At 69.1% G+C, this 26,024-nt stretch carries 23 protein-coding genes; 3 read left to right on the top strand and 20 right to left on the bottom strand.

Annotation, left to right across the window (positions count from 1 at the left end; genetic code table 11):
* Positions 1 to 18: 18 nt before the first annotated feature.
* The 15 genes from recQ to OG746_RS08035 form a co-directional block, all read right to left on the bottom strand.
* Positions 19 to 1,962, bottom strand: coding sequence for a DNA helicase RecQ (recQ, locus tag OG746_RS08105; RefSeq protein ID WP_524540385.1), 1,944 nt, complete (start codon positions 1,960 to 1,962; stop codon positions 19 to 21).
* Between the two features lie 206 nt (positions 1,963 to 2,168).
* Positions 2,169 to 3,818, bottom strand: coding sequence for an NADH-quinone oxidoreductase subunit NuoN (nuoN, locus tag OG746_RS08100; RefSeq protein ID WP_266712928.1), 1,650 nt, complete (start codon positions 3,816 to 3,818; stop codon positions 2,169 to 2,171).
* An 8-nt stretch (positions 3,819 to 3,826) separates the two neighbouring features.
* Positions 3,827 to 5,401, bottom strand: a complete 1,575-nt coding sequence (locus OG746_RS08095) for an NADH-quinone oxidoreductase subunit M (RefSeq protein ID WP_266712927.1) — start codon at positions 5,399 to 5,401, stop codon at positions 3,827 to 3,829.
* A gap of 5 nt (positions 5,402 to 5,406) precedes the next feature.
* Positions 5,407 to 7,302: an NADH-quinone oxidoreductase subunit L gene (nuoL, locus tag OG746_RS08090; protein WP_266712925.1), complete on the bottom strand. Its 1,896-nt coding sequence runs from the start codon at positions 7,300 to 7,302 to the stop codon at positions 5,407 to 5,409.
* A 14-nt stretch (positions 7,303 to 7,316) separates the two neighbouring features.
* Complete coding sequence (gene nuoK, locus OG746_RS08085; RefSeq protein ID WP_003974374.1) at positions 7,317 to 7,616, bottom strand: NADH-quinone oxidoreductase subunit NuoK; 300 nt, start codon at positions 7,614 to 7,616, stop codon at positions 7,317 to 7,319.
* Complete coding sequence (locus tag OG746_RS08080; protein WP_266712923.1) at positions 7,613 to 8,455, bottom strand: NADH-quinone oxidoreductase subunit J; 843 nt, start codon at positions 8,453 to 8,455, stop codon at positions 7,613 to 7,615. Before OG746_RS08080 ends, nuoK begins: the two co-directional genes overlap by 4 nt.
* Positions 8,452 to 9,075, bottom strand: a complete 624-nt coding sequence (gene nuoI / locus OG746_RS08075; RefSeq protein ID WP_266712921.1) for an NADH-quinone oxidoreductase subunit NuoI — start codon at positions 9,073 to 9,075, stop codon at positions 8,452 to 8,454. The genes OG746_RS08080 and nuoI overlap by 4 nt, the downstream gene beginning before the upstream one ends.
* Positions 9,068 to 10,441 (bottom strand): NADH-quinone oxidoreductase subunit NuoH, encoded by a 1,374-nt coding sequence (nuoH, locus tag OG746_RS08070; protein ID WP_266718780.1) that lies wholly within the window; start codon positions 10,439 to 10,441, stop codon positions 9,068 to 9,070. Before nuoH ends, nuoI begins: the two co-directional genes overlap by 8 nt.
* A 26-nt stretch (positions 10,442 to 10,467) precedes the next feature.
* A complete protein-coding gene (locus OG746_RS08065; protein ID WP_266712919.1) occupies positions 10,468 to 12,984 on the bottom strand; it encodes an NADH-quinone oxidoreductase subunit G in 2,517 nt (838 codons plus the stop codon).
* Complete coding sequence (nuoF, locus tag OG746_RS08060; protein ID WP_266712917.1) at positions 12,981 to 14,348, bottom strand: NADH-quinone oxidoreductase subunit NuoF; 1,368 nt, start codon at positions 14,346 to 14,348, stop codon at positions 12,981 to 12,983. Before nuoF ends, OG746_RS08065 begins: the two co-directional genes overlap by 4 nt.
* Positions 14,348 to 15,208, bottom strand: coding sequence for an NADH-quinone oxidoreductase subunit NuoE (nuoE, locus tag OG746_RS08055; protein WP_266712915.1), 861 nt, complete (start codon positions 15,206 to 15,208; stop codon positions 14,348 to 14,350). The genes nuoF and nuoE overlap by 1 nt, the downstream gene beginning before the upstream one ends.
* Positions 15,205 to 16,527: an NADH-quinone oxidoreductase subunit D gene (locus OG746_RS08050; RefSeq protein ID WP_266712913.1), complete on the bottom strand. Its 1,323-nt coding sequence runs from the start codon at positions 16,525 to 16,527 to the stop codon at positions 15,205 to 15,207. Before OG746_RS08050 ends, nuoE begins: the two co-directional genes overlap by 4 nt.
* Positions 16,524 to 17,276, bottom strand: a complete 753-nt coding sequence (locus OG746_RS08045; protein WP_266712911.1) for an NADH-quinone oxidoreductase subunit C — start codon at positions 17,274 to 17,276, stop codon at positions 16,524 to 16,526. The genes OG746_RS08050 and OG746_RS08045 overlap by 4 nt, the downstream gene beginning before the upstream one ends.
* Positions 17,273 to 17,827, bottom strand: coding sequence for a NuoB/complex I 20 kDa subunit family protein (locus tag OG746_RS08040; protein ID WP_006133126.1), 555 nt, complete (start codon positions 17,825 to 17,827; stop codon positions 17,273 to 17,275). Before OG746_RS08040 ends, OG746_RS08045 begins: the two co-directional genes overlap by 4 nt.
* Before the next feature lie 34 nt (positions 17,828 to 17,861).
* A complete protein-coding gene (locus OG746_RS08035; protein WP_266712909.1) occupies positions 17,862 to 18,221 on the bottom strand; it encodes an NADH-quinone oxidoreductase subunit A in 360 nt (119 codons plus the stop codon).
* Between the two features lie 711 nt (positions 18,222 to 18,932).
* Between OG746_RS08035 and OG746_RS08030 the strand changes: the two genes are divergently transcribed.
* On the top strand, positions 18,933 to 19,763 hold the full coding sequence (locus OG746_RS08030) for a C40 family peptidase (protein WP_266712907.1): 831 nt from the start codon (positions 18,933 to 18,935) through the stop codon (positions 19,761 to 19,763).
* 193 nt (positions 19,764 to 19,956) lie between these two features.
* Here the strand turns inward: OG746_RS08030 and OG746_RS08025 are convergent, their stop codons facing one another.
* Positions 19,957 to 20,283 carry a putative quinol monooxygenase gene (locus OG746_RS08025; protein WP_266712905.1) on the bottom strand — a complete coding sequence of 109 codons (327 nt, stop codon included), beginning with the start codon at positions 20,281 to 20,283 and terminating at the stop codon, positions 19,957 to 19,959.
* A 60-nt stretch (positions 20,284 to 20,343) separates the two neighbouring features.
* Complete coding sequence (locus OG746_RS08020) at positions 20,344 to 21,636, bottom strand: geranylgeranyl reductase family protein (RefSeq protein ID WP_266712903.1); 1,293 nt, start codon at positions 21,634 to 21,636, stop codon at positions 20,344 to 20,346.
* A 96-nt stretch (positions 21,637 to 21,732) separates the two neighbouring features.
* Between OG746_RS08020 and OG746_RS08015 the strand changes: the two genes are divergently transcribed.
* Both OG746_RS08015 and OG746_RS08010 read left to right on the top strand, forming a co-directional pair.
* Positions 21,733 to 22,236, top strand: coding sequence for a GNAT family N-acetyltransferase (locus OG746_RS08015; protein ID WP_266712901.1), 504 nt, complete (start codon positions 21,733 to 21,735; stop codon positions 22,234 to 22,236).
* Positions 22,237 to 22,362: 126 nt separating this feature from the next.
* On the top strand, positions 22,363 to 22,716 hold the full coding sequence (locus OG746_RS08010) for a PASTA domain-containing protein (RefSeq protein ID WP_266718779.1): 354 nt from the start codon (positions 22,363 to 22,365) through the stop codon (positions 22,714 to 22,716).
* Positions 22,717 to 22,761: 45 nt separating this feature from the next.
* Here OG746_RS08010 and OG746_RS08005 read toward each other — a convergent pair whose 3' ends face one another.
* From OG746_RS08005 to mqnC, 3 genes are all read right to left on the bottom strand, one after another.
* Positions 22,762 to 23,457 carry a demethylmenaquinone methyltransferase gene (locus OG746_RS08005; RefSeq protein ID WP_266712899.1) on the bottom strand — a complete coding sequence of 232 codons (696 nt, stop codon included), beginning with the start codon at positions 23,455 to 23,457 and terminating at the stop codon, positions 22,762 to 22,764.
* A gap of 677 nt (positions 23,458 to 24,134) precedes the next feature.
* Positions 24,135 to 24,767 (bottom strand): hypothetical protein, encoded by a 633-nt coding sequence (locus tag OG746_RS08000; protein WP_266712897.1) that lies wholly within the window; start codon positions 24,765 to 24,767, stop codon positions 24,135 to 24,137.
* 7 nt (positions 24,768 to 24,774) lie between these two features.
* Positions 24,775 to 25,974 (bottom strand): cyclic dehypoxanthinyl futalosine synthase, encoded by a 1,200-nt coding sequence (mqnC, locus tag OG746_RS07995; RefSeq protein ID WP_266712895.1) that lies wholly within the window; start codon positions 25,972 to 25,974, stop codon positions 24,775 to 24,777.
* Positions 25,975 to 26,024 lie beyond the last annotated feature (50 nt).

Genomic DNA, 26,024 nt, shown 5'->3' with positions numbered 1-26,024 from the left:
CGAGACGCCCACCCCGTACTACCAGTCCACATCCTCCGGCACCGGCTCATCCTCCGGCGGCGGCTCCTGGCCCACATAGTCGGGCCAGGGCTCGTCGTCCCGCCCGCCCCCGGAGGGCGCCGCGTCACCCCGGAGCCCCGCCAAAACCCCCAGCACACCTTCCCCCCACGTCGCCAACTTCTTCTCGCCCACCCCACCGATCGTGCCCAACTGGGCCAGAGACGTGGGCTGTTGCAGCGCGATCTCGCTCAGCGTCGCATTCTGGAAGATGACGTACGCCGGCACCCCGTGCTCCTTCGCCTGCGCCCCGCGCCACGCCCGCAGCGCCTCGAAGACCGGCGCCACCTCCGCCGGCAGCTCGACCGCGGGCGCCTTGCCCTTGCGCTCACGGGCCACCGCCGCACGAGGCGCCGGCTTCGGCTCCTTGCGCAGCCGCACCTCCCGCTGCCGCCCCAGCACGGAGCCGCTCTCCTCGGTGAGCACCAGCGTCCCGTACTCGCCCTCGACGGCGATGAGCCCCTGCGCCAGCAACTGCCGCACCACGCCCCGCCATTCGGTCTCGGCCAGCTCCTCGCCGATGCCGAAGACGGAGAGCTGGTCGTGGTCGAACTGGATGACCTTGGCGCTGCGCTTGCCGAGCAGGATGTCGATGATCTGGCCCGCGCCGAACTTCTGTCGCCGCTCCCGCTCCAGCCGCACCACGGTCGACAGGATCTTCTGCGCGGCGACCGTGCCGTCCCACGTCTCGGGCGGCGACAGGCATGTGTCGCAGTTGCCGCAGGACTCGGCGCCCTCCTGCCCGAAGTAGGTGAGCAGCTGGGCCCGGCGGCACTGCGCCGTCTCGCACAGCGCCAGCATCGAGTCGAGGTGGGCGGAGGCCCGGCGCCGGAACGCCTCGTCCCCCTCCCCCATGTTGATCAGCTTCCGCTGCTGCACCACGTCCTGCAGCCCGTACGCCATCCATGCCGTCGACGGCATGCCGTCACGCCCGGCACGGCCCGTCTCCTGGTAGTAGCCCTCGACGGACTTCGGCAGGTCGAGGTGGGCGACGAACCGTACGTCCGGCTTGTCGATGCCCATGCCGAACGCGATGGTCGCGCAGACGACGAGGCCCTCCTCGCGCAGGAACCGCGACTGGTGCCTCGCACGCGTGCCCGCGTCCAGGCCCGCGTGGTACGGCACCGCCTCGATCCCGTTGCGACTGAGGAACTCGGCTGTCGCCTCCACGGACTTGCGGGACAGGCAGTAGACGATGCCCGCGTCGCCCTCGTGCTCCTGCTTGAGGAAGCTGAGCAGCTGCTTCTTCGGGTCGGCCTTGCCGACGATCCGGTACTGGATGTTGGGCCGGTCGAAGCTCGCCACGAAGTGCTTGGCGTCCGGCATGCCGAGGCGCTGGGTGATCTCCTGGTGCGTGGCGTGCGTCGCCGTCGCGGTCAGGGCGATGCGCGGCACGTCGGGCCAGTTCTGGCCGAGCACGGACAGCGTCAGATAGTCGGGACGGAAGTCGTGGCCCCACTGCGCGACACAGTGTGCTTCGTCGATCGCGAAGAGGGAGACCTTGCCGCGGGAGAGCAGTCCGAGCGTGGAGTCGAGACGCAGCCGCTCGGGCGCCAGATAGAGCAGGTCGAGCTCGCCCGCGAGGAACTCGGCCTCCACGAGGCGGCGCTCCTCGAAGTCCTGCGTCGAGTTCATGAACCCGGCGCGCACCCCGAGCGCCCGCAGCGCGTCCACCTGGTCCTGCATCAGCGCGATCAGCGGCGAGACGACGATCCCCGTACCGGCTCTGACCAGCGCCGGGATCTGGTAGCAGAGCGATTTGCCGCCACCGGTCGGCATGAGCACGACGGCGTCCCCACCGCCCACCACGTGATCGATGATCGCTTCCTGCTCGCCGCGGAAAGCGTCGTACCCGAAGACCCGGTGGAGCGTGGCTAGCGCCTCGCTCCCGGTCACCTCGCTCATAACCTGTGTCCCGTCCATCGCCCTGCCCCCGTGCGTCCAGCTCGTCTCGACTTCTCCAGTAACGATAGGGGTCCGGACTGACACCCCGGAAAGTTATCCACAGGCTGGGGGCATTCCTTGGACACCTGGGAGCATTCCCTGCACGCATGGAGGCCCGGCCCCCTCCCAGGGACCGGGCCTCACCATGCGCAACAGCGGCGGTATCGCTACCGCACAAACACCCCGGCCTGGCCCGCCAGGTCCAGGAAGTACTGCGGCGCGAGCCCCAGCACGATCGTGACCGCGACGCCCACCCCGATCGTCGTCATGGTCAGCGGCGAGGGCACGGCCACGGTCGGGCCGTCCGCCTTCGGCTCGCTGAAGAACATGAGGACGATGACGCGGATGTAGAAGAACGCGGCGATCGCCGAGGACACGACACCGACCACGACGAGCGCGCCCGCGCCGCCCTCGGCCGCCGCCTTGAACACGGCGAACTTGCCCGCGAACCCGGAGGTGAGCGGGATACCGGCGAAGGCCAGCAGGAACACCGCGAAGACCGCCGCCACCAGCGGCGACCTGCGCCCGAGCCCCGCCCACTTCGACAAGTGCGTCGCCTCGCCTCCCGCGTCGCGCACCAGCGTCACCACGGCGAAGGCGCCGATCGTCACGAAGGAGTACGCGGCCAGGTAGAAGAGGACGGACGAGACCCCGTCGGGCGTGGTCGCGATGACACCGGCCAGGATGAAGCCGGCGTGCGCGATGGAGGAGTACGCGAGGAGCCGCTTGATGTCGGTCTGCGTGATCGCGACGATCGCGCCGCCCAGCATCGTGACGATGGCGACGGCCCACATGACAGGACGCCAGTCCCAGCGCATCCCCGGCAGGACGACGTACAGCAGACGCAGCAGCGCGCCGAAGGCCGCGACCTTCGTGGCCGCCGCCATGAACCCGGTCACCGGCGTCGGCGCGCCCTGGTACACGTCCGGCGTCCACATGTGGAACGGGACGGCGCCGACCTTGAACAGCAGGCCCATGCCGACCAGCGCCATGCCGATGAGCAGCAGCGCATCGTTGCCCATGGTGTCGGCGAGAGCCGGATCCACGTTCTGGATCGAGCCGTCGACGACGCTCGCGATCGTGGCGTACGAGACGGAGCCCGCGTAGCCGTACAGGAGCGCGATGCCGAACAGGGTGAAGGCGGACGCGAAGGCGCCGAGCAGGAAGTACTTGACCGCGGCCTCCTGCGACATGAGCCGCTTGCGGCGGGCCACGGCGCACAGCAGGTACAGCGGGAGCGAGAAGACTTCCAGGGCGATGAACAGCGTCAGCAGGTCGTTCGCCGCAGGGAAGACCAGCATGCCGCCGATCGCGAAGAGCGCCAGCGGGAACACCTCGGTGGTGGTGAACCCGGCCTTTATGGCCGCCTTTTCACTGTCGCTGCCGGGCACGGAGGCGGCCTGCGCGGCGAAGGAGTCGACGCGGTTGCCGTGCGCCTCCGGGTCGAGCCGCCGCTCGGCGAACGTGAAGATCGCGACGATCCCGGACAGCAGGATGGTCCCTTGGAGGAACAGCGCCGGGCCGTCGACGGCGATCGCGCCCATGGCCGCGATGTGCGCCTTCGTCGTCCCGTACCCGCCGGCCGCGAGCCCCACGACCGCCGCGAAGGCGGCCGCGAGCGCGACGACCGCGAGGAACACCTGCACGTAGTAGCGGGACCGGCGCGGCACCAGGGCCTCGACCAGGATCCCCAGGACGGCGGCACCGATGACGATCAAGGTCGGCGACAATTGCGCGTACTCGATCTTCGGTGCGTCGATCTTGGAGATCGGATCGGCCGCCGTTGTCCACAGGCTGTGGACGGAAGAAGCACTCACCAGTGCACTCATTTGTGAGCCGCCTCCACTTCCGGCTTCGGGTCCTTCTTGTGGACGTCGGACAGGGTGTGCTTGACCGCCGGGTTCACCAGCTCGGTGAGCGGCTTCGGGTAGACGCCGAGGAAGATCAGTACGCCGATCAGCGGGACGACGACCGCGAGCTCACGCACCCGCAGATCCGCGATGCCCTCGGTCGACGGCTTCACCGGGCCCGTCATGGTGCGCTGATAGAGAACCAGCGTGTAGAGCGCGGCGAGCACGATGCCGAAGGTGGCGATGATGCCGATCACCGGGTAGCGCGTGAACGTGCCGACCAGGACCAGGAATTCACTCACGAAGGGCGCGAGGCCCGGCAGCGAGAGAGTGGCGAGGCCGCCGATCAGGAACGTACCGGCGAGCACCGGGGCGACCTTCTGCACGCCTCCGTAGTCCGCGATGAGCCGCGAACCGCGCCGCGAGATCAGGAAGCCGGCGACCAGCATCAGCGCCGCCGTCGAGATCCCGTGGTTGACCATGTAGAGCGTCGCGCCGGACTGGCCCTGGCTGGTCATCGCGAAGATGCCCATGATGATGAAGCCGAAGTGCGAGATCGACGCGAAGGCGATCAGGCGCTTGATGTCGCGCTGGCCGACCGCGACCAGCGCCCCGTAGACGATGCTGATGAGGGCGAGCACCAGGATCACCGGCGTCGCCCACTTGCTCGCCTCCGGGAACAGCTGGAGGCAGAAGCGGAGCATCGCGAACGTGCCGACCTTGTCGACAACTGCCGTGATGAGTACGGCGACCGGGGTGGTGGCCTCCCCCATCGCGTTCGGCAGCCAGGTGTGCAGCGGCCACAGCGGGGCCTTCACCGCGAAGGCGAAGAAGAAGCCCAGGAAGAGCAGCCGCTCGGTGTTGGTCGCCATGTCGAGCGAGCCGTTGGCCCGCGCGGCGGCGATCTCCTGGAGCGAGAAGTTCCCCGCCACTACGTAGAGGCCGATGACGGCCGCCAGCATGATGAGGCCGCCGACCAGGTTGTAGAGGAGGAACTTGACGGCCGCGTACGAGCGTTGGGTCGCGGCCTCCTTCTCGCCGTGCTGGCCCGCCCGGTCCCCGAAGCCGCCGATGAGGAAGTACATCGGGATGAGCATGGCTTCGAAGAAGATGTAGAAGAGGAAGACGTCGGTGGCCTCGAAGGAGATGATCACCATCGCCTCGACGAGGAGGATCAGGGCGAAGAAGCCCTGCGTCGGGCGCCACCTCGTGTTCCCGGTCTCCTGCGGGTCGGCGTCGTGCCAGCCCGCGAGGATCACGAACGGGATCAGCAGCGCGGTCAACGCGATGAGCGCCACCGCGATGCCGTCCACACCCAGCTCGTAGCGGACCCCGAAGTCCGCGATCCACGCGTGGGATTCGGTGAGTTGGAAGCGTCCGCCGCCCGGGTCGAAGCGGACCGCGACCACCGCCGCGAGCACCAGGGTGGCGAGCGAGAACAGCAGCGCGAGCCACTTGGCCGCGGTGCGCTGCTTCGCCGGCACGGCGGCCGTGGCGATCGCGCCCACGGCCGGCAGTACCGCCGTCGCTGTCAGCAGAGGAAAGGACATCGGTATCAGACCGCCCTCATCAGCAGGGTCACCGCGGCGATGAGCGCCGCGCCGCCGAACATCGAGACGGCGTACGAGCGCACGTAGCCGTTCTGGAGTTTGCGCAGCCGACCGGAGAGGCCGCCGACCGAGGCCGCCGTCCCGTTGACCACCCCGTCGACCAAGGTGTGGTCGACGTATACGAGGGAGCGCGTCAGGTGCTCGCCGCCGCGCACCAGGACGACGTGGTTGAAGTCGTCCTGGAGCAGGTCACGCCGTGCGGCGCGGGTGAGCAGCGAGCCGCGCGGGGCGACGGCGGGAACCTCGCGGCGCCCGTACTGGACCCAGGCAAGACCCACACCGATCACCAGGCACACCATGGTGGCTCCGGTGACCACGCCCGCGCTGATGGGCGCGTGCCCGTGGTCGTGCCCGGTGACGGGCTCCAGCCAGTGCAGGAAGCGGTCCCCGATGGAGAAGAAGCCACCGGCGAAGACCGAGCCGACCGCGAGCACGATCATCGGGATCGTCATGGACGAGGGCGACTCGTGCGGGTGCGGCTCATGGCCCTCCGCGTCGGGCTGCCAGCGCTTCTCGCCGAAGAAGGTCATGATCATCACGCGGGTCATGTAGAACGCCGTGATGGCCGCGCCCAGGAGGGCGACGGAGCCGAGGATCCAGCCCTCGGTGCCGCCCTTGGCGAACGCCGCCTCGATGATCTTGTCCTTGGAGAAGAAGCCGGACAGGCCCGGGAATCCGATGATCGCCAGATACCCGAGGCCGAACGTCACGAAGGTGACCGGCATGTACTTCCGCAGGCCGCCGAACCTCCGCATGTCGACCTCGTCGTTCATGCCGTGCATGACCGAACCGGCGCCGAGGAACAGGCCCGCCTTGAAGAAGCCGTGCGTGACCAGGTGCATGATCGCGAACACATAGCCGATGGGGCCGAGGCCCGCGGCGAGGATCATGTAGCCGATCTGCGACATCGTCGAGCCGGCGAGCGCCTTCTTGATGTCGTCCTTGGCGCAACCGACGATCGCACCGAACAGCAGCGTGACCGCGCCGACGATGGTGACGACGAGCTGTGCGTCCGGCGCCCCGTTGAAGATCGCGCCGGAGCGGACGATCAGGTAGACGCCCGCGGTCACCATGGTCGCGGCGTGGATGAGGGCCGAGACCGGGGTCGGGCCCTCCATCGCGTCCCCGAGCCAGGACTGCAGCGGCACCTGCGCCGACTTGCCGCACGCGGCGAGCAGCAGCATCAGACCGATCGCGGTGAGCTTGCCCTCGGAGGTGTCACCGACGCTGTCGAGCACCGGCTTGAAGGCGAACGTCCCGAAGGTCGTGAACATCAACATGATGGCGATGGACAGACCCATGTCGCCGACCCTGTTGACCAGGAACGCCTTCTTCGCGGCCGTGGCCGCGCTCGGCTTGTGCTGCCAGAAGCCGATGAGCAGGTACGAGGCGAGGCCCACGCCCTCCCAACCGACGTACAGCAGCAGGTAGTTGTCGGCGATGACCAGGAGGAGCATCGCCGCGACGAACAGGTTCAGGTAGCCGAAGAAGCGGCGGCGCCGCTCGTCGTGCTCCATGTAGCCGATCGAGTACAGGTGGATCAGCGTGCCCACACCGGAGATCAGCAGGACGAACGTCATCGACAGCTGGTCCAGCTGGAAGGCGACGTCCGCCTGGAAGCCCTCGACGGGGATCCAGCTGAACAGGTGCTGGCTGAGCGTGCGGTCCTCCGGGCCCATGCCGAGCATGTCGGTGAAGAGCACGACGGCGATCACGAAGGAGACGGCCGCGAGCAGTGTGCCGAGCAGATGACCCACCCGGTCCAACGCCCGCCCGCCGCACAGCAGTACGGCCGCTCCGAGCAGTGGCGCTGCGACGAGCAGCGCAATCAGGTTCTCCACGATTCAGCGACCCCTTACAGCTTCATCAGGCTGGCGTCGTCGACCGAGGCCGAGTGGCGGGAACGGAACAGCGACACGATGATCGCGAGCCCCACCACGACCTCGGCGGCGGCGACGACCATCGTGAAGAACGCGATGATCTGGCCGTCGAGATTGCCGTGCATCCGGGAGAACGCGACGAACGCGAGGTTGCACGCGTTCAGCATCAGCTCGATGCACATGAACACGACGATCGCGTTCCGCCTGATGAGCACGCCGGTGGCGCCGATCGTGAACAACAGGGCGGCGAGATACAGGTAGTTGACCGGATTCACTTCGAAGCCTCCTCGGCCCGGTCGCGATCCGAGCGCTCCAGGCGGTCGGACGACCGCTGCTCCAGAGCCTTCAGATCGCTCATCGCCTCACCGGAGACATCCCGGATCTGACCGCGCTCGCGCAGCGTCTGCATGACCGTGAGCTCCGAGGGGGTGCCGTCGGGCAGCAGACCGGCAATGTCCACCGCGTTGTGCCGGGCGTAGACACCCGGGGCGGGCAGCGGCGGGAGGTGCTTGCCCTCGCGCACCCGCTCTTCCGCCAACTCGCGCTGTGTCTTGGCCCGTTCGGTGCGCTCGCGGTGCGTCAGCACCATCGCGCCGACGGTGGCCGTGATCAGCAGGGCGCCGGTGATCTCGAAGGCGAAGACGTACTTGGAGAAGATGAGGGCCGCCAGGCCCTCCACGTTCCCCCCGGCGTTCGCCTTGCCGAGTCCGTTGAACTGCGTCAACGAGGCCTGGCCGATGCCCGCGATGAGCAGCACCCCGAAGCCGATCCCGCACAGGGCGGCGAGCCAGCGCTGCCCCTTGATGGTCTCCGTCAGGGAGTCGGCCGCGGTGACGCCGACGAGCATCACCACGAAGAGGAACAGCATCATGATCGCGCCCGTGTAGACGACGATCTGCACGATGCCCAGGAAGTACGCCCCGTTGGCGAGGTAGAAGATCGCCAGGATGATCATGGTGCCGGCCAGGCACAGGGCACTGTGCACGGCCTTCTTCATCAGGATCGTGCACAGGGCGCCGATGACGGCGACTGTGCCTAGGATCCAGAACTGGAAGGCCTCACCGGTGGAGGTGCCCGCGGCGAGCGTGGTCGCCGCGGTGAGCTGCGCGCTCATACGTCCGCCCCCTCGGCGTCCTCGGAAGGCTTCTCGCCCTTGGAGACGGCCACTTGGGGCTCCGTGCCGGGCGCCGCCTCGGTGACGAGACCCCGGTAGTAGTCCTGCTCGTCCGTGCCGGGGAAGATCGAGTGCGGGCTGTCGACCATGCCCTCGTCGAGCCCGGCGAGCAGCTGCTCCTTGGTGTAGATGAGGTTGGCGCGACTGCTGTCGGCCAGCTCGAACTCGTTCGTCATCGTCAGCGCGCGCGTGGGGCACGCCTCGATGCACAGTCCGCACAGAATGCAGCGGGCGTAGTTGATCTGGTAGACGCGGCCGTAGCGCTCACCCGGCGAGTAGCGCTCCTCCTCCGTGTTGTCCGCGCCCTCCACGTAGATCGCGTCCGCCGGGCAGGCCCAGGCGCACAACTCGCAGCCGATGCACTTCTCCAGGCCGTCCGGATGGCGGTTGAGCTGGTGCCTGCCGTGGAAGCGGGGAGCAGTGGTCTTCGGTTGTTCCGGGTACTGCTCGGTCAGCCGCTTCTTGAACATGGCCTTGAAGGTCACGCCGAAGCCGGCGACGGGGTTCTGGAACCCCGGCTCGGTGTCCTTCTGCTGGCCGGAGTCGGTCTCGTCAGCCATCGGACGCCTCCTTTCCATCGTGAGATCCGCCAAGCGATTCGTCACTCTGAGTATCGGGGCCGCCACTGACAATCAGCTCCCGCTCCCGGCGGGAGCGCCTGCGCGGCACGGGCGGCAGGGTCTGTCCGGGCAGCGGCGGCACGGGGAACCCGCCCGCCATCGGGTCGAAGGCGACGGGCTCTTCGGCGGCCTCGCGCTGCTTGGCCCCGCGGTCGCGGAAGATGTCCACGACGAACGACAGGATCAGGACCACAAGGATCGCGGCGCCGACGTACAGGGCGATGGAGGCGAAGTCGTAGTTCTCGTTGCGCAGCGTCCGTACGGTCGCCACCAGCATCAGCCACACCACGGAGACCGGGATGAGGACCTTCCAGCCGAGCTTCATCAGCTGGTCGTAGCGGACGCGAGGCAGCGTGCCGCGCAGCCAGATGAAGAAGAACAGCAGCAGCTGGACCTTGATGACGAACCAGAGCATCGGCCACCAGCCGTGGTTCGCGCCCTCCCAGAACGTGGAGATGGGCCACGGTGCGCGCCAGCCGCCCAGGAAGAGCGTCACGGACACCGCCGAGACCGTCACCATGTTCACGTACTCGGCGAGCATGAACATCGCGAACTTGATGGACGAGTACTCGGTGTTGAAGCCGCCGACGAGGTCGCCCTCGGACTCCGGCATGTCGAACGGTGCGCGGTTCGTCTCGCCGACCATCGTCACGATGTAGATCAGGAACGAGACGGGCAGCAGGACGATGTACCAGCGGTCGTGCTGCTGGGCGACGATCTCCGAGGTCGACATCGAGCCCGAGTACAGGAACACCGAGGCGAACGCGGCACCCATCGCGATCTCGTACGAGATCATCTGCGCGCAGGACCGCAGGCCGCCGAGCAGCGGGTACGTCGACCCGGACGACCAGCCCGCGAGGACGATGCCGTAGATGCCGACGGAGGCGACCGCGAGGATGTAGAGCATCGCGATCGGCAGGTCGGTGAGCTGCATCGTCGTGCGGTGGCCGAAGATCGAGACCTCGTTGCCGGCCGGGCCGAACGGGATCACGGCGATCGCCATGAAGGCGGGGATCGCCGCGATGACCGGCGCAAGGACGTAGACCACCTTGTCCGCGCGCTTGACGATCACGTCTTCCTTGAGCATCAGCTTGATGCCGTCGGCGAGCGACTGGAGCATGCCCCAGGGGCCGTGCCGGTTCGGGCCGATGCGCAGCTGCATCCAGGCGACGACCTTGCGCTCCCACACGATGGAGAACAGCACGGTCACCATCAGGAAGGCGAAGCAGAAGACCGCCTTGACGACGACGAGCCACCAGGGGTCGCGGCCGAACATGGAGAGGTCTTCGAGCGCCAGTGGGCTCAGCGCTGTCGGGCTCAGTGCCATGGGACTCATGACTGCACCTCCGGGGCTCCGGCGGCGACGGCCGGGCCGATCTTCACCAGGTCGCCGGGGACGGCCCCGGTGTCCGAAGCGACGCCGCCGCCCTCGGAGTTGAGCGGCAGCCACACGACGCGGTCGGGCATCTCGGTGACCTGGAGCGGGAACGCGACGCTGCCCAGTGCCCCGGTGACCGTCAGTACGTCGCCGTCCTTCACGCCCGCCTCCGTGGCGGTCGTGGCGGACACGCGCGCGTGGGCGGCGTGCCGGGTCCCGGCGAGCGCGTCGTCGCCCTCCTGGAGGCGGCCCAGGTCGAGCAGCAGCCGGTGTCCGGCGAGGACGGCCTCTCCGGAGGAGGGGCGCGGCAGCTGGCCCGACGTCTCCAGAGGTTCGGTCGCGTGTGGCCCGTCCCAGTTGCCCAGGCGGTCCAACTCGCCGCGCAGCGAACGCAGATCGGGGATCCCCAAGTGGACGTCCATGGCGTCCGCCACCATCTGCAGCGCGCGTGCGTCCGTGGGCGCGACGCGACGCGTCATCTGGTCGGGCTTCAGCGCGGCCTCGAACATCCGGGCGCGCCCCTCCCAGTTGAGGAACGTCCCCGCCTTCTCGGCGACCGCGGCCACCGGAAGGACGACGTCGGCGTGGTCGGTGACCTCGCTGGGCCGCTGCTCCAGGGAGATCAGGAAACCCACCGCGTGAAGGGCTTCACGCGCGCGTGCCGGGGACGGCAGGTCGGCGACCTCGACCCCGGCCACCACAAGGGCCCCCAGTTCACCGGTGGCCGCGGCCTCCACGATCTGCCCGGTGTCCCGCCCGAAACGGTGCGGCAGTTCCGCCACACCCCAGGCGGCGGCGACCTGGTCCCGCGCGCGCGGGTCGGTCGCGGGCCTGCCGCCCGGCAGCAGCGACGGCAGCGCGCCCGCCTCGACGGCCCCGCGCTCACCGGCCCGGCGCGGGATCCACACCAGCTCGGCCCCCGTCGCGGACGCGGCCCGTACGGCGGCGGTGAGACCGCCCGACACGGCCGCGACCCGCTCGCCGACGACGATCACGGCGCCTTCGCCGCGCAGCGCCTGCGCGGCGTCCGCTCCGGCGCCTTCGAGGCCGACACCGGAGGCGAGCACGCCTTCAGACAACGCAGTCAGCCACTCGGGCTCGGTGCCGGGAGCCGCGGGCAGCAGCGTGCCCCCCGCCTTCTCCAGGCCGCGCGTCGCATACGTAGAAAGCGAGTAGACCTTCTGCCCGTGTCCCCGCCACGCCTTGCGGAGCTTGAGGAAGACGCCGGGCGCCTCCTCCTCCGACTCGAACCCGACGAGGAGGACCGCGGGCGCCTTCTCGAGCGCCTTGTACGTGACCCCACTGCCGTCCAGGTCGCGACCACGACCGGCGACGCGTGCCGCCAGGAAGTCGGCTTCCTCGCTGCTGTGCACGCGCGCGCGGAAATCGATGTCGTTCGTGTCGAGGGCGACGCGCGCGAACTTGCTGTACGCGTAGGCGTCCTCGACGGTGAGACGGCCACCGGTGAGGACACCGGTGCGGCCGCGGGCGGCGGCGAGCCCGCGCGCGGCGGCCTCCAGCGCCTCCGGCCAGGAAGCGGGCCGCAGTTCACCGCTCTCCGCGTCCCGTACGAGGGGGTTGGTGAGCCGGTCGGGCTTCTGCGCGTACCGGAAGCCGAAGCGGCCCTTGTCGCAGATCCACTCCTCGTTGACCTCGGGGTCGTTGGCCGCGAGGCGGCGCATCACCTTGCCGCGCCGGTGGTCGGTGCGGGTCGCGCAGCCGCCGGAGCAGTGCTCGCACACGCTCGGCGACGACACGAGGTCGAAGGGGCGGGAGCGGAACCGGTACGCCGCCGAGGTCAGCGCGCCGACCGGGCAGATCTGGATCGTGTTCCCGGAGAAGTACGACTCGAAGGGGTCACCCTCACCCGTGCCGACCTGCTGGAGCGCGCCGCGCTCCAGCAGCTCGATCATCGGGTCGCCCGCGATCTGGTTGGAGAACCGGGTGCAGCGCGCGCACAGCACGCACCGCTCGCGGTCGAGCAGCACCTGCTTCGAGATCGGGACCGGCTTCTCGAAGGTGCGCTTCTTGCCCTCGAAGCGCGAGTCGGCCTGGCCGTGCGACATGGCCTGGTTCTGCAGCGGGCACTCGCCGCCCTTGTCGCAGACCGGGCAGTCGAGGGGGTGGTTGATGAGCAGCAGCTCCATGACCCCCTTCTGCGCCTTCTCGGCGACCGGGGAGGAGAGCTGGCTCTTGACCACCATGCCGTCGGTGCAGGTGATGGTGCAGGACGCCATCGGCTTGCGCTGGCCCTCCACCTCCACGATGCACTGCCGACAGGCGCCGGCCGGGTCGAGCAGCGGATGGTCGCAGAACCGGGGGATCTCGATGCCCAGCATCTCGGCGGCCCGGATCACCAGCGTGCCCTTGGGGACGCTGATCTCGATGCCGTCGATGGTGAGGGAGACGAGGTCCTCCGGCGGAACAGCCGCTTCGCCGCCCCCGGAGGGAGCGTTGGTCGTGACGGTCACGCGTTCACCTCCGTGCGGTGCTTGTCGCCCCGGCCGGCCCACAGCGTGGACCTGGCCGGGTCGAAGGGGCAGGCCTTGCCCGTGATGTGCTGCTCGTACTCGTCGCGGAAGTACTTGAGCGAGGAGAAGATCGGCGAGGCCGCGCCGTCGCCGAGGGCGCAGAACGACTTGCCGTTGATGTTGTCGGCGATGTCGTTCAGCTTGTCGAGGTCGGACATCGTGCCCTTGCCGGCCTCGATGTCCCGCAGCAACTGCACGAGCCAGTACGTTCCTTCACGGCACGGCGTGCACTTGCCGCAGGACTCGTGGGCGTAGAACTCGGTCCACCTTGTGACCGCGCGCACAACGCAGGTCGTCTCGTCGAAGCACTGCAGCGCCTTGGTGCCGAGCATCGATCCGGCGGCACCGACGCCCTCGTAATCGAGGGGTACGTCGAGGTGCTCCTCGGTGAACATCGGCGTCGAGCTGCCGCCGGGGGTCCAGAACTTGAGGCGGTGGCCCGCCCGCATGCCGCCGCTCATGTCGAGCAGCTGGCGCAGCGTGATGCCGAGCGGGGCCTCGTACTGGCCGGGGCTCGTGACGTGGCCGCTGAGCGAGTAGAGCGTGAAGCCCGGGGACTTCTCGCTCCCCATCGATTTGAACCAGTCCTTGCCCCGATTGATGATTGCGGGAACCGACGCGATGGACTCGACGTTGTTCACCACAGTGGGGCAGGCGTAGAGGCCCGCGACGGCAGGGAAGGGGGGACGGAGTCGCGGCTGACCACGGCGGCCTTCGAGCGAGTCCAGGAGTGCGGTCTCCTCACCACAGATGTACGCGCCCGCGCCGGCGTGCACGGTGAGTTCAAGGTTGAGACCGCTGCCCAGGACGTTCTGCCCGAGATACCCCGCGGCGTAGGCCTCGCGCACGGCCTCGTGCAAGCGCCGCAGTACGGGGACCACTTCACCGCGCAAGTAGATGAACGCGTGCTCGGAACGGATCGCGTAACAGGCGATCACGATGCCCTCGATGAGGCTGTGCGGGTTCGCGAAGAGGAGCGGGATGTCCTTGCAGGTCCCCGGCTCCGATTCGTCGGCGTTGACAACTAGATAGTGCGGTTTGCCGTCTCCCTGCGGGATGAACTGCCACTTCATCCCGGTCGGGAACCCGGCGCCACCACGCCCGCGGAGCCCCGCGTCCTTCACATACGCGATCAGGTCGTCCGGTGCCATGGCGAGGGCCTTTCGCAGCCCCTCGTATCCCTCGTGCCGGCGGTACACATCCAAAGACCAGGACTTGTCCTGGTCCCAGAAGGCCGACAGGACCGGAGAGAGCAGCTTCTCCGGGCTGGTGTCGTTGTTGTCGATCTCGGCTGCCAAGGTCATCACTCCCCCTCCTCGGCGGTCGGTCCCGCTGGGTGCTGCGGGTCGGAGGCCGACGTGTCCTGCGGCGCGTCGTGCGAGCTCAAGTGCTCGGTGGGCGACGGGTCGTGGGGCGCCTCGCCCTCGATGCCCTCGCCGCGCGGGTGGACCACGCGCGCGGGCTCCGTCTCGCCCTTGGCCAGGCGGAGCCCGATCAGCGAGGCGGGCCCGGCGCTGCCGCCGGCCTCGACGGCGCCGGCGCGCTCGTCGGGGAACCCGGCCAGGATCCGCGCGGTCTCCTTGAAGGTGCACAAGGGAGCGCCGCGCGTGGGTGACACCTCGGACCCCGCGCGCAGATCGTCGACGAGCTGCCTGGCGGTCTCGGGCGTCTGGTTGTCGAAGAACTCCCAGTTGACCATCACCACGGGAGCGAAATCACAAGCGGCGTTGCACTCGATGTGCTCCAGCGTGATCTTGCCGTCGTCCGTGGTGCCGTTGTTGCCGACGCCGAGGTGGTCCTGGAGCGACTCGAAGATGGCGTCGCCGCCCATGACGGCGCACAACGTGTTGGTGCAGACGCCCACTTGGTAGTCGCCGCTCGGCTTCCTGCGGTACATCGTGTAGAAGGTCGCGACGGCCGTGACCTCGGCGGTGGTCAGGCCGAGCATGTCCGCGCAGAACTGCATTCCGGTGCGCGTGACATGCCCCTCCTCCGACTGCACGAGGTGCAGCAGCGGAAGCAGCGCCGAGCGGGAGCCGGGGTAGCGGGAGATGATCTCCTTCGCGTCGGCCTCCAGACGGGTTCGGACGTCGTCCGGGTACGCGGGCGCGGGCAGCTGTGGCATGCCCAGACTTACGCCCTGCTCCGAAGAACTGGTGGTCACCGGTCGACGCCTCCCATCACGGGGTCGATGGACGCGACGGCGACGATGACGTCGGCGACCTGGCCGCCCTCGCACATCGCTGCCATGGCCTGAAGGTTGGTGAAGGACGGGTCGCGGTAGTGGACCCTGAACGGGCGGGTGCCGCCGTCGGACACGGCATGCACACCGAGCTCGCCCTTGGGCGACTCCACGGCCGCGTACGTCTGTCCCGGCGGGACACGGAAGCCCTCGGTCACCAGCTTGAAGTGGTGGATGAGGGCCTCCATGGAGGTGCCCATGATGTTCTTGATGTGGTCGAGCGAGTTGCCGAGACCGTCCGGGCCGAGGGCCAGTTGGGCGGGCCAGGCGATCTTCTTGTCCCCGACCATGACCGGACCCGGCTCCAGGCGGTCCAGGCACTGCTCGACGATGCGCAGCGACTGGCGCATCTCCTCCAGGCGGATCAGGAAGCGCCCGTAGGAGTCGCAGGTGTCGGCGGTCGGGATGTCGAAGTCGTAGTTCTCGTAGCCGCAGTACGGCTGCGCCTTGCGCAGGTCGTGCGGCAGGCCGGCGGAGCGCAGGATCGGTCCCGTGGCGCCGAGGGCCATGCAGCCCGCGAGGTCGAGGTAGCCGACGTCCTGCATACGGGCCTTGAAGATGGGGTTCCCGGTGGCGAGCTTGTCGTACTCGGGAAGGTTCTTCTTCATCTTCTTCACGAACTCGCGGAGCTGGTCCACCGCGCCGGGCGGCAGGTCCTGGGCTAGTCCGCCGGGCCGGATGTACGCGTGGTTCATGCGCAGGCCGGTGATCAACTCGAAGACGTCGAGAACGAGTTCACGATCGCGGAATCCGTAGATCATGATCGTGGTCGCGCCGAGCTCCATGCCACCGGTGGCGATGGCCACCAGGTGCGAGGACAACCGGTTCAGCTCCATGAGGAGCACGCGGATGATGCTGGCGCGGTCCGGGATCTCGTCCTCGATGCCGAGGAGCTTCTCGACGGCGAGGCAGTACGCCGTCTCGTTGTAGAACGGCGTCAGGTAGTCCATGCGCGTCACGAACGTGGTGCCCTGCGTCCACGTGCGGTACTCGAGGTTCTTCTCGATGCCGGTGTGGAGGTAGCCGATGCCGCAGCGGGCCTCGGTGACCGTCTCGCCGTCGATCTCCAGGATCAGGCGCAACACCCCGTGCGTGGACGGGTGTTGGGGGCCCATGTTGACGATGATGCGCTCGTCGTCGGACTTGACCGCGGCCTCGGCGATCTCGTCCCAGTCGCCACCGGTGACCGTGTAGACGGTGCCTTCCGTGGTCGCGCGCGGGGTTGCGTGGGGTGTGGTCACGAGTACGACCTCCGCTGGTCCGGAGCCGGGATCTGGGCGCCCTTGTACTCGACGGGGATGCCGCCGAGGGGATAGTCCTTGCGCTGCGGGAAGCCCTGCCAGTCGTCCGGCATCATGATCCGCGTCAGCGCGGGGTGGCCGTCGAAGACGAGCCCGAAGAAGTCGTACGCCTCGCGCTCGTGCCAGTCGTTCGTCGGATACACCGGGACCAGGGACGGGACGTGCGGGTCCGCGTCGGGCACGGAGACCTCGAGGCGGATCAGCCGGTTGTGGGTGATCGAGCGCAGGTGGTAGACGGCGTGCAGCTCGCGGCCCTTGTCCCCGGGGTAGTGCACCGCCGAGACACCCGTGCACAGTTCGAAGCGCAGGGCCGGGTCGTCGCGCAGGGTGCGGGCGACGCGGACCAGGTGCTCGCGCTCGATGTGGAAGGTGAGCTCGTCGCGGTCGACGACCGTCTTGTCGATGGCGTTCTCGGGGACGAGGTCCTGTTCCTCCAGGGCGCCCTCCAGCTCGTCCGCCACCTCGTCGAACCAGCCGCCGTAGGGGCGGGAGGATTCGCCGGGCAGCCGGACCGAGCGGACGAGGCCGCCGTAGCCGGAGGTGTCGCCGCCGTTGTTGGCGCCGAACATGCCGCGCTGGACGCGGATCTCCTCGCCCTGATCCCCGCGCTGCCCCGGAAGGTTGGCAGCGCTGAGGTCCTTTTCGGGGTTGACCCCGTTCGATCCCTTGTCGCTGTGCGCGTCGCTCACCGCAGCAGCCCCTTCATCTCGATCGTCGGGAGCGCCTTGAGCGCCGCTTCCTCCGCCTCGCGGGCCGCCTCCTCGGCATTCACGCCGAGCTTGGAGGACTGGATCTTCTGATGGAGCTTGAGAATCGCGTCCATCAGCATCTCGGGCCGGGGCGGGCAGCCGGGCAGATAGATGTCGACCGGGACGACATGGTCGACGCCCTGCACGATCGCGTAGTTGTTGAACATTCCGCCCGACGAGGCGCAGACGCCCATGGAGATGACCCACTTGGGGTTCGGCATCTGGTCATAGACCTGGCGAAGGACGGGCGCCATCTTCTGGCTCACCCGCCCGGCCACGATCATCAGGTCCGCCTGGCGGGGCGATCCGCGGAAGACCTCCATGCCGAACCGCGCCAGGTCGTAGCGGCCCGCGCCCGTCGTCATCATTTCGATGGCGCAGCAGGCGAGGCCGAACGTGGCGGGAAAGACGGACGACTTGCGCACCCAGCCCGCGGCCTGCTCGACGGTGGTCAGCAGGAATCCGCTCGGCAGCTTTTCTTCGAGTCCCATTGGTCTGTGGCTCCTGGTCTCCCCTATACGGGGCTCAGTCCCATTCCAGGCCGCCGCGCCGCCATACGTACGCGTACGCGACGAAGACGGTGAGCACGAAGAGCAGCATCTCTACGAGCCCGAACACCCCCAGGGCGTCGAAGGTGACGGCCCAGGGGTAGAGAAAGACGATCTCGATGTCGAAGACGATGAAGAGCATCGCCGTCAGGTAGTACTTGATGGGGAAGCGCCCGCCACCGGCCGGCGTGGGGGTGGGCTCGATCCCGCACTCATAGGCCTCGAGCTTGGCCCGGTTGTACCGCTTCGGGCCGGTCAGGGAGGCCATGATCACGGAGAAGATCGCAAAGCCTGCCCCGAGGGCTCCCAGTACGAGGATGGGCGCATAGGCGTTCACCGCTCCTCGCTCCTCTCAGTCGGCACTGACTGCTGGCGGTTGCATGAGCTCGCGCCCCGCCCCCCCACGTCCTGCGAACAGTCGAAGATCGCCTACATGTGAAGCGGGTCACAAGCCCAACTTGCCCCGCATCCTATGCCTGCAACTCTGTGATCTGCGACACGGGGTGCGCCAACTACTTTGTGATCTCCACCACCTGACGAAGGATCATGAAGTCGGATGAGCGGTGATCTTCACACGCGAAGCACCTGAGTGATCACCAGTGGTGACAACTTGGTGCGTTACCCCAGGTCGCAGAGGTGCGCCCACTATCAAGGCGCGGAGACCGCAAGCAAATTGGTGCTGGACGCGGTTGGCTGATATTGGACGTCGTTCACACGTTGGCGTGATGAGTGTGAACGGGAGTGGACGCGAGATGTGTTCATCGCGTGTGCATCGCATCCCCTAGGGGTCCACTTGTGACCTGCGTCACGTGGTAGTCACACCGTCAGAAACCGGGCTTGGCCAACTGCCTCAACGGGTGGTAAGCGTCGGGCAATTCGGGCGTATTGCAGAAAACCCGTGTTCAGGGGCTCGTGGAGGGCTGTCCGCTTTGCCCGTTACGGCGTCAATAAAGCCTGTCGGGCCGGGGTTTCGTGCCCGTGCTTCACAACTGTGGCGCACCACACGTTTCTTGAAGGGATCGGGGAGGCCCTGATACCGGTTGGTCTCATGTCCCACACCGCTCACATACCCAGCCACCGGAAGCCCCGTCGCAGCGCCTCGAAGATGGCCCTGCGCGCCGGAGTTACCGGTGGCGTCCTCAGCACCCTGGCAGTCGCTGGTGCGGCTGGTTCGGCCAACGCCGCCGAGCCGGTGACGCAGACCATGGAGATGCCCACGCTCACCACCGACCTGTCCTCGCAGGTCGCCCAGTCCGCGGACGCCACCCAGCAGGCCGCGGCGAACTACCAGGTCCAGGCCGAGCGCCAGGCGGCCTTCGACAAGGCCGCGGACCAGGCGAAGAAGGACCAGGTCGCCGCCGAGAAGAAGGCCGAGGCCAAGAAGAAGGCCGAAGCCAAGGCCAAGGCCGAGGCCGCCGCCAAGCGCGAGGCCGCCGAGAAGGCCGCCGCCTCCCGCTCCAGCGAGCGCACCACGCTCCAGGCGACCACCGCGTCCTCCTCCGACGAGGCCCCCGCCCCGGCCAGCGGCTCCGCCGCCGCCGTGGTCTCGTTCGTCAAGTCGCACATCGGCGACGCCTACGTGTCCGGCGGCACGGGCCCCAGCTCCTGGGACTGCTCGGGCCTGGTGCAGGCCGCGTACAAGCAGGCCGGTGTCGACCTGCCGCGCGTCTCGCAGGACCAGTCGACGCAGGGCACCCAGGTCGGCCTGGACAACCTCCAGGCGGGCGACATCCTGTACTGGGGCGGCTCCGGCAGCGCCTACCACGTCGCGATCTACGTGGGCGGTGGCAACTTCGTCGGCGCGCAGAACTCCTCGACCGGTGTCGTCGAGAAGCCGCTCTCCTACGACCAGCCGACCGGCGCGGTGCGCGTTCTCTGAGCCTCTCCGAGGTTCCGTGAACTTCCGGGCCCTCCGGGGCCCCTGCGGTACTCAAAGGCCGCACACAGCCGCCTGAGGCCCCTTGAGGGCTTCACGGCGCGCAAGGCCGAAGGCCGCCGCTCCCCCTGCGGGGTGCGGCGGCCTTCGGTGTTTGTCCGGAAAAACCGGGACAGCGCTGCGTCGGAACTGCGGCTCAGGCCTGCGGCGCGAGTTCGCCCATCTCGCCCCAACCCTCGTTCGGGATATCCGCGTTGATGATCTCCGGGGTGGCGGCGATGAGCGGCGCCATGGCGTCCAGGCCCGCCTTGAAGTGGTCGGAACCGACGTGCGCGGCGCCGGCGTCGCCGTCCCGGAAGCCCTCCAGGAGCACGAACTGGTTCGGGTCCTCGACGCTGCGGGACCAGTCGAAGAAGAGGTTGCCCTCCTCGGCGCGGGTGGCCGCGGTGAACGCGGCGGTCTTCTCCAGCCACGAGTCGGCGTGCTCGGGGCGGACGGTGAACTTCACGGCGATGAAAATCATGGGTCCACCCTGCCCCGAGCCGCCCGGCCCGGCAAAGTCGGGCCCGGCGGCAGGCCCAGGTCAGGCCTTCGGGGCGACCTTGCTCAGTCCGTTGATGACCCGGTCCATCGCGTCGCCGCCGGTCGGGTCCGTCAGGTTCGCGAGCATCTTCAGCGTGAACTTCATCAGCATCGGGTGGGTCAGACCGCGCTGCGTCGCGATCTTCATGATCTTCGGGTTGCCGATCATCTTCACGAAGGCGCGGCCCATCGTGTAGTAGCCGCCGTAGGTGTCCTTGAGGACCTTCGGGTAGCGCTGCAGGGCCAGTTCACGCTGGGCGTCGGTGGCGCGCGCGTGGGCCTGCACGATGACGTCGGCCGCGATCTGGCCGGACTCCATGGCGTACGCGATGCCCTCGCCGTTGAACGGGTTGACCAGGCCGCCCGCGTCGCCGACCAGGAGCAGGCCCTTGGTGTAGTGCGGCTGGCGGTTGAAGGCCATGGGGAGGGCGGCGCCGCGGATCGGCATCGTCATGTTGTCCGGGGTGTACCCCCAGTCCTCGGGCATCGACGCGCACCAGGCCTTGAGGACCTCGCGCCAGTCCAATTCGCGGAAGGCCTTCGAGGAGTTGAGGATGCCGAGGCCGACATTGGACGTGCCGTCGCCCATGCCGAAGATCCAGCCGTAGCCGGGAAGCAGCCGGTCCTCGGCGCCGCGCCGGTCCCACAGCTCCAGCCAGGACTCCAGGTAGTCGTCGTCGTGGCGCGGGGACGTGAAGTACGTACGGACGGCGACGCCCATGGGGCGGTCCTCGCGGCGGTGCAGGCCCATGGCGAGGGAGAGCCGGGTCGAGTTGCCGTCGGCGGCGACGACGAGCGGGGCGTGGAAGGTGACCTCGCGCTTCTCTTCGCCCAGCTTCGCGTGCACGCCGGTGATGCGGCCGGTGCGCTCGTCGGTGATCGGTGCGCCGACGTTGCACCGCTCGTACAGGCGGGCGCCCGCCTTCTGGGCCTGCCGCGCGAGCTGCTCGTCGAAGTCGTCGCGCTTGCGAACGAGACCGTAGTCCGGGAACGAGGCGAGGTCGGGCCAGTCGAGCTGGAGGCGGACGCCGCCGCCGATGATGCGCAGGCCCTTGTTGCGCAGCCAGCCGGCCTCCTCGGAGATGTCGATCCCCATGGAGACGAGCTGCTTCGTGGCGCGCGGGGTGAGGCCGTCGCCGCACACCTTTTCGCGCGGGAACGCCGTCTTCTCCAGCAACAGGACGTCGAGGCCGGCCTTGGCGAGGTAGTAGGCGGTCGTCGAACCGGCGGGTCCGGCCCCGACGACGATCACGTCCGCGCTGTGCTCGGAGAGGGGCTTGGGCTGCTCGGTCACGGCGGGTTCTCCCCAGGCTCGAAAACAGTGTGCCGTCCGGCACGGACATGGGCAGTCTATTCAGCGACCGTGACCACTCAGCCGAAGGGCCAGCCCATGAGTCGAGTTCTGCCCGCCGTGGATCTGCGCGTTCCCACCCATGAGGACGCGCTCGCCTGGCACAGGGTGTTCGACCACCCCGATGTCATGGAGTTCCACGGAGGCGCGTCGGCGGAGCTCTCCGTGTACGAGGAGCTGACCGCGCGGCAGCGCAGGCACGAGGCGGAGCACGGTTTCTGCCTGTGGACGATGACCGACGGCGCGGGGGACGTCATCGGGTTCACGGGCGCGCAGCCCTGGCCGGGCACCTGGGGGCCGGTAGGCGAGATCGAGATCGGCTGGCGGCTAGGGCGGGCGTACTGGGGGCAGGGGTACGCGACGGCGGCGGCGGGCCTGACGCTGGATCAGGTACGGGCGGCGGGCCTGCGCAGCGTCGTCGCGATGGTCGACGCCCGCAACGAGCGCTCGATCGCGGTGACCCGGCGGCTCGGCATGGAGCTGGCCGAGACGTTCGTGACGCCGACCGGGAAGAAGGGCCACTGCTTCCGCCTGGAGCTCTGAATCCGCCTGGAGCTCTGAGTCCGTCCGGAGCCGGTACCGGACCTTCCGGACACCACATCCCACGGGCTATCCTCCCGGTACCTCCTGGGGGTGACATCTGTGGTGAAGACACCCAAGACGCCCAAGATGCCGGATGCCGGGCCGCCGGACGTGCCCGTGCCGAAGCTCGTCGGCCTGATGGCGGTCGACGCGCGGCAGGCGGCGCGTGAGCACGGCGTGCTGATCGCGGCGGCGGACCGGGACGACTTCGACCGGGTGGCGGTGGAGTACGTGGTCCGCCAGTACCCGCTGCCCGGCGTCGAGGTGCCGCGGGACGCCGTCGTCACGGTCTGGTTCGACTTCGGTGAGGGCGAGGGCGGTGGCGGCGCGGGCGTGCGGGTGCCGCGGGCGCCGGGGCCGCGGGGTGGCGGGATGCGCAGGGAGATCGGCGAGCCGGATGAGCCGCCGGCGCGTACGGGGTCGTTCAGTCCGTGTCCGTGAGGCGCGAGGGGTCGGGCTGAGCCTCAGCCCTGTGATCCTCCCATGTCACGCCTTCTTGTAGCCGCGGTGCAGCGTGACGATGCCGCCGGTGAGGTCCCGCCAGGCCACCTGCTGCCAGCCGACGTTCTGCATCAGCGTGGCCAGTTCGGGCTGCGTGGGCCAGGCGCGGATGGACTCGGCGAGATAGACGTACGCGTCCGGGTTCGAGGACACCGCGCGCGCGACCGGCGGCAGGGCGCGCATCAGGTACTCGGTGTACACGGTGCGGAAGGGCGCCCACGTCGGGTGGCTGAACTCGCAGATGACGACGCGGCCGCCCGGCTTGGTGACGCGGTGCATCTCGCTCAGCGCGGCCTCGGTCTCCTGGATGTTGCGCAGCCCGAAGGAGATCGTCACGGCGTCGAACGTGTCGTCCTTGAACGGCAGTTTCGTGCCGTCGCCCGCCGTGAACGGCATCCACGGGTGGCGCTGCTTGCCCACGCGCAGCATGCCGAGGGAGAAGTCGCAGGGCACGACGTACGCGCCGGCCTGCGCGAAGGGCTGCGAGGAGGTGGCGGTGCCGGCGGCGAGGTCGAGGACCTTCTGTGCGGGGCGGGCGTCGACGGCCCTGGCGACCTCCTTGCGCCACAGCCGGGTCTGTCCCAGGGACAGCACGTCGTTGGTGAGGTCGTACTTCTCCGCCACGTCGTCGAACATCGAGGCGACTTCGTGGGGCTGCTTGTCCAGGGATGCACGGGTCACCCGGCCATTGTGGCAGGCGGCCCCCGGTCACCGACGGACGGTACCGGGGCCCGTGGACCGCGCCGGGGTCGACGCCCACCGTCCTGATTGCGCGGCACCGGGGCGCCGCCTTGCCCACCCTGCCGCCCCAGGCGGCAGATTGCCCAAGTCGGTGGCGGCCGACCGCGGCGGGTGGGGAGCCGTGCCGGGCGGCAGATTGCCCAAGTCGGTGGCGGTCGACCGCAGCGGGTGGGGAGCCGTGGTGGGCGTTACCCAAGGCGGGGGTCGCGACGACCGCGACGGGTGGGGAGCCGTGCCTGCGGCGGATCGCCCAAGGCGGTGGCGGTACCCCGTCGGGGCGACGCCCCCGGAGGGGGCGGGTGGGTGGGAGATGGGCGGGAGATGGGCGGGAGCCCAGAGCCATTGCCTGCGGTGGGCAGATCAAGCCCCGCTCTGGGACGGGAGCCCGCGGGGTCCGGGGCGGAGCCCCGATCTTTGAGCCCCGTCGCGGCTCGAGGCGCAGGGGCCAGGGCGGAGCCCGATCCTTCAAGCCCCGCGACGGGTGGGCAAATCTAGCCCCGCCGGCGATTGAGGCGCGGGGTCCGGGGCGGAGCCCCGTGGCGTAGGACCGGCGGGGTCCGGGCGGAGCCCCGAGGCGTAGGCACCCGCCGGGGGCCAGGCAGCGCCCCGTGGTCCGGTTACCTGGCGCGGTACACCAGGCGGCCCGCCACCACCGTCGCCACACACGTGGACGCCCCCTTGGCGACAAGCTCCGCGCGGTCCGCGACGTCGAACACCGCGAAGCGCGCCGCCCCGCCCACCGTCAGCGCGGGCAGCAGCACCATCGGCTTCGGGGACAGGGACACCGGCCCCGGCAGCCGCGCGGGCCGGCCGCCGAACGCGAGTCCGGAGCGCCGGGCCACCTCGAGGACCGCCTTGGAGCGCAGCTCGCCCGCGAGGGCCACCGTCCCGTGCGCGAACAGCCGCTGCACGCCCCGCCGGGCACTCGCGCCCAGCCGGGACGGGTCCGCGCGGAAGATCTCCCGCGCCCGTTCGCCACCGATCGGCACCGTCCCGTACGTATCCGCCTCACGCGGATCCGGGTGGTACGTGTGCTCCAGGATCTCGGGACCGTACGGGTTGAGGAGACCCGGCGTCAGGATGCCCGGCCAGCGCCGCACCCGCGCCTGCAATGGGGTCTCCCCTGCTCGAGCGGAGCCGAGAGCTTGGGGAAGCGCGTCGGCCAGCTCCTCGTACGGTCCGAGCGCCTTGACGGTCTCGCCCTCGACGAGGACCGAGAACCCGTCGCCGTCGACGTGAAGTGTCGCCAAGGCGGGCTCAGTTGGTGGAGACGAGCTTCAGCTCGGGGTGAGCCGTCCCGCCGTCGATCGCCGTCGACGAGATGTGCGAGGTGACGCGGTCGTCGACCGGGTCGTTCGCCGGGTCGTCGTGCACGACGAGGTGCTCGTAGGTCGTGGCGCGCTGCGCGGGGACGCGGCCCGCCTTGCGGATCAGGTCGATGATCTCCATGCGGTTGGAGCGGTGCTTGGCACCGGCGGAGGAGACGACGTTCTCCTCCAGCATGATCGAGCCGAGGTCGTCGGCGCCGTAGTGCAGCGACAGCTGGCCGACCTCCTTGCCGGTGGTCAGCCACGAACCCTGGATGTGCTGGACGTTGTCCAGGAAGATCCGGGCGATCGCGATCATCCGCAGGTACTCGAAGAGCGTCGCCTGCGTGCGGCCCTTCAGGTGGTTGTTCTCCGGCTGGTACGTGTACGGGATGAACGCGCGGAAGCCGCCCGTCTTGTCCTGTGTGTCGCGGATCATGCGCAGGTGCTCGATGCGCTCGGCATTCGTCTCGCCGGTGCCCATGAGCATGGTGGAGGTGGACTCGACACCGAGACGGTGCGCGGTCTCCATGATCTCCAGCCAGCGCTCGCCGGACTCCTTGAGAGGAGCGATCGCCTTGCGGGGACGCTCCGGGAGGAGTTCCGCGCCGGCGCCCGCGAAGGAGTCGAGCCCCGCGGTGTGGATCCGCTGGATCGCCTCCTCGACCGACACCTTGGAGATCCGCGCCATGTGCTCGACCTCGGAAGCGCCCAGGCTGTGGATGACGAGCTCCGGGTACTCCTTCTTGATGGCGCCGAAGTGCTCCTCGTAGTACTCGACGCCGTAGTCCGGGTGGTGCCCGCCCTGGAACATGATCTGCGTGCCACCGAGCTCGATGGTCTCGGCGCAGCGGCGCAGGATGTCCTCGAGGTCGCGGCTCCAGCCCTTCTTGGTGTCCTTGGGGGCCGCGTAGAAGGCGCAGAACTTGCACGCCGTGACGCACACGTTCGTGTAGTTGATGTTCCGCTCGATGATGTACGTCGCGATGTGCTCGATGCCCGCGTACTTACGGCGGCGGATCGCGTCGGCGGCGGCGCCGAGCGCGTGCAGCGGGGCGTCGCGGTAGAGGGCGACGGCCTCCTCGGGGGTGATCCGCCCACCGTCGGCGGCGCGGTCGAGGACGGACTGAAGCGCGGCCTTCTCGGTCACCGGGCGAGCCCCTTTCGGAGGATCCTGCCGAGTCCGAGCCGGAGTCTCGA

This window comes from Streptomyces sp. NBC_01016, from assembly GCF_026341035.1.
Classification (GTDB): Bacteria; Actinomycetota; Actinomycetes; order Streptomycetales; family Streptomycetaceae; genus Streptomyces.
The sequence above is the reverse complement of the archived record's forward strand: the minus strand, read 5'-3'. Positions and strand labels throughout refer to the sequence as shown.

Coding starts and splice junctions, on each gene's coding strand:
- recQ (WP_524540385.1), bottom strand. CDS start 1,962: ATGAGCGAGGTGACCGGGAGCGAGGCGCTAGCCACGCTCCACCGGGTC.
- OG746_RS08095 (WP_266712927.1), bottom strand. CDS start 5,401: ATGTCCTTTCCTCTGCTGACAGCGACGGCGGTACTGCCGGCCGTGGGC.
- OG746_RS08080 (WP_266712923.1), bottom strand. CDS start 8,455: ATGAGCGCGCAGCTCACCGCGGCGACCACGCTCGCCGCGGGCACCTCC.
- nuoI (WP_266712921.1), bottom strand. CDS start 9,075: ATGGCTGACGAGACCGACTCCGGCCAGCAGAAGGACACCGAGCCGGGG.
- nuoF (WP_266712917.1), bottom strand. CDS start 14,348: ATGACCTTGGCAGCCGAGATCGACAACAACGACACCAGCCCGGAGAAG.
- OG746_RS08040 (WP_006133126.1), bottom strand. CDS start 17,827: ATGGGACTCGAAGAAAAGCTGCCGAGCGGATTCCTGCTGACCACCGTC.
- OG746_RS08030 (WP_266712907.1), top strand. CDS start 18,933: ATGTCCCACACCGCTCACATACCCAGCCACCGGAAGCCCCGTCGCAGC.
- OG746_RS08025 (WP_266712905.1), bottom strand. CDS start 20,283: ATGATTTTCATCGCCGTGAAGTTCACCGTCCGCCCCGAGCACGCCGAC.
- OG746_RS08015 (WP_266712901.1), top strand. CDS start 21,733: ATGAGTCGAGTTCTGCCCGCCGTGGATCTGCGCGTTCCCACCCATGAG.
- OG746_RS08010 (WP_266718779.1), top strand. CDS start 22,363: ATGCCGGATGCCGGGCCGCCGGACGTGCCCGTGCCGAAGCTCGTCGGC.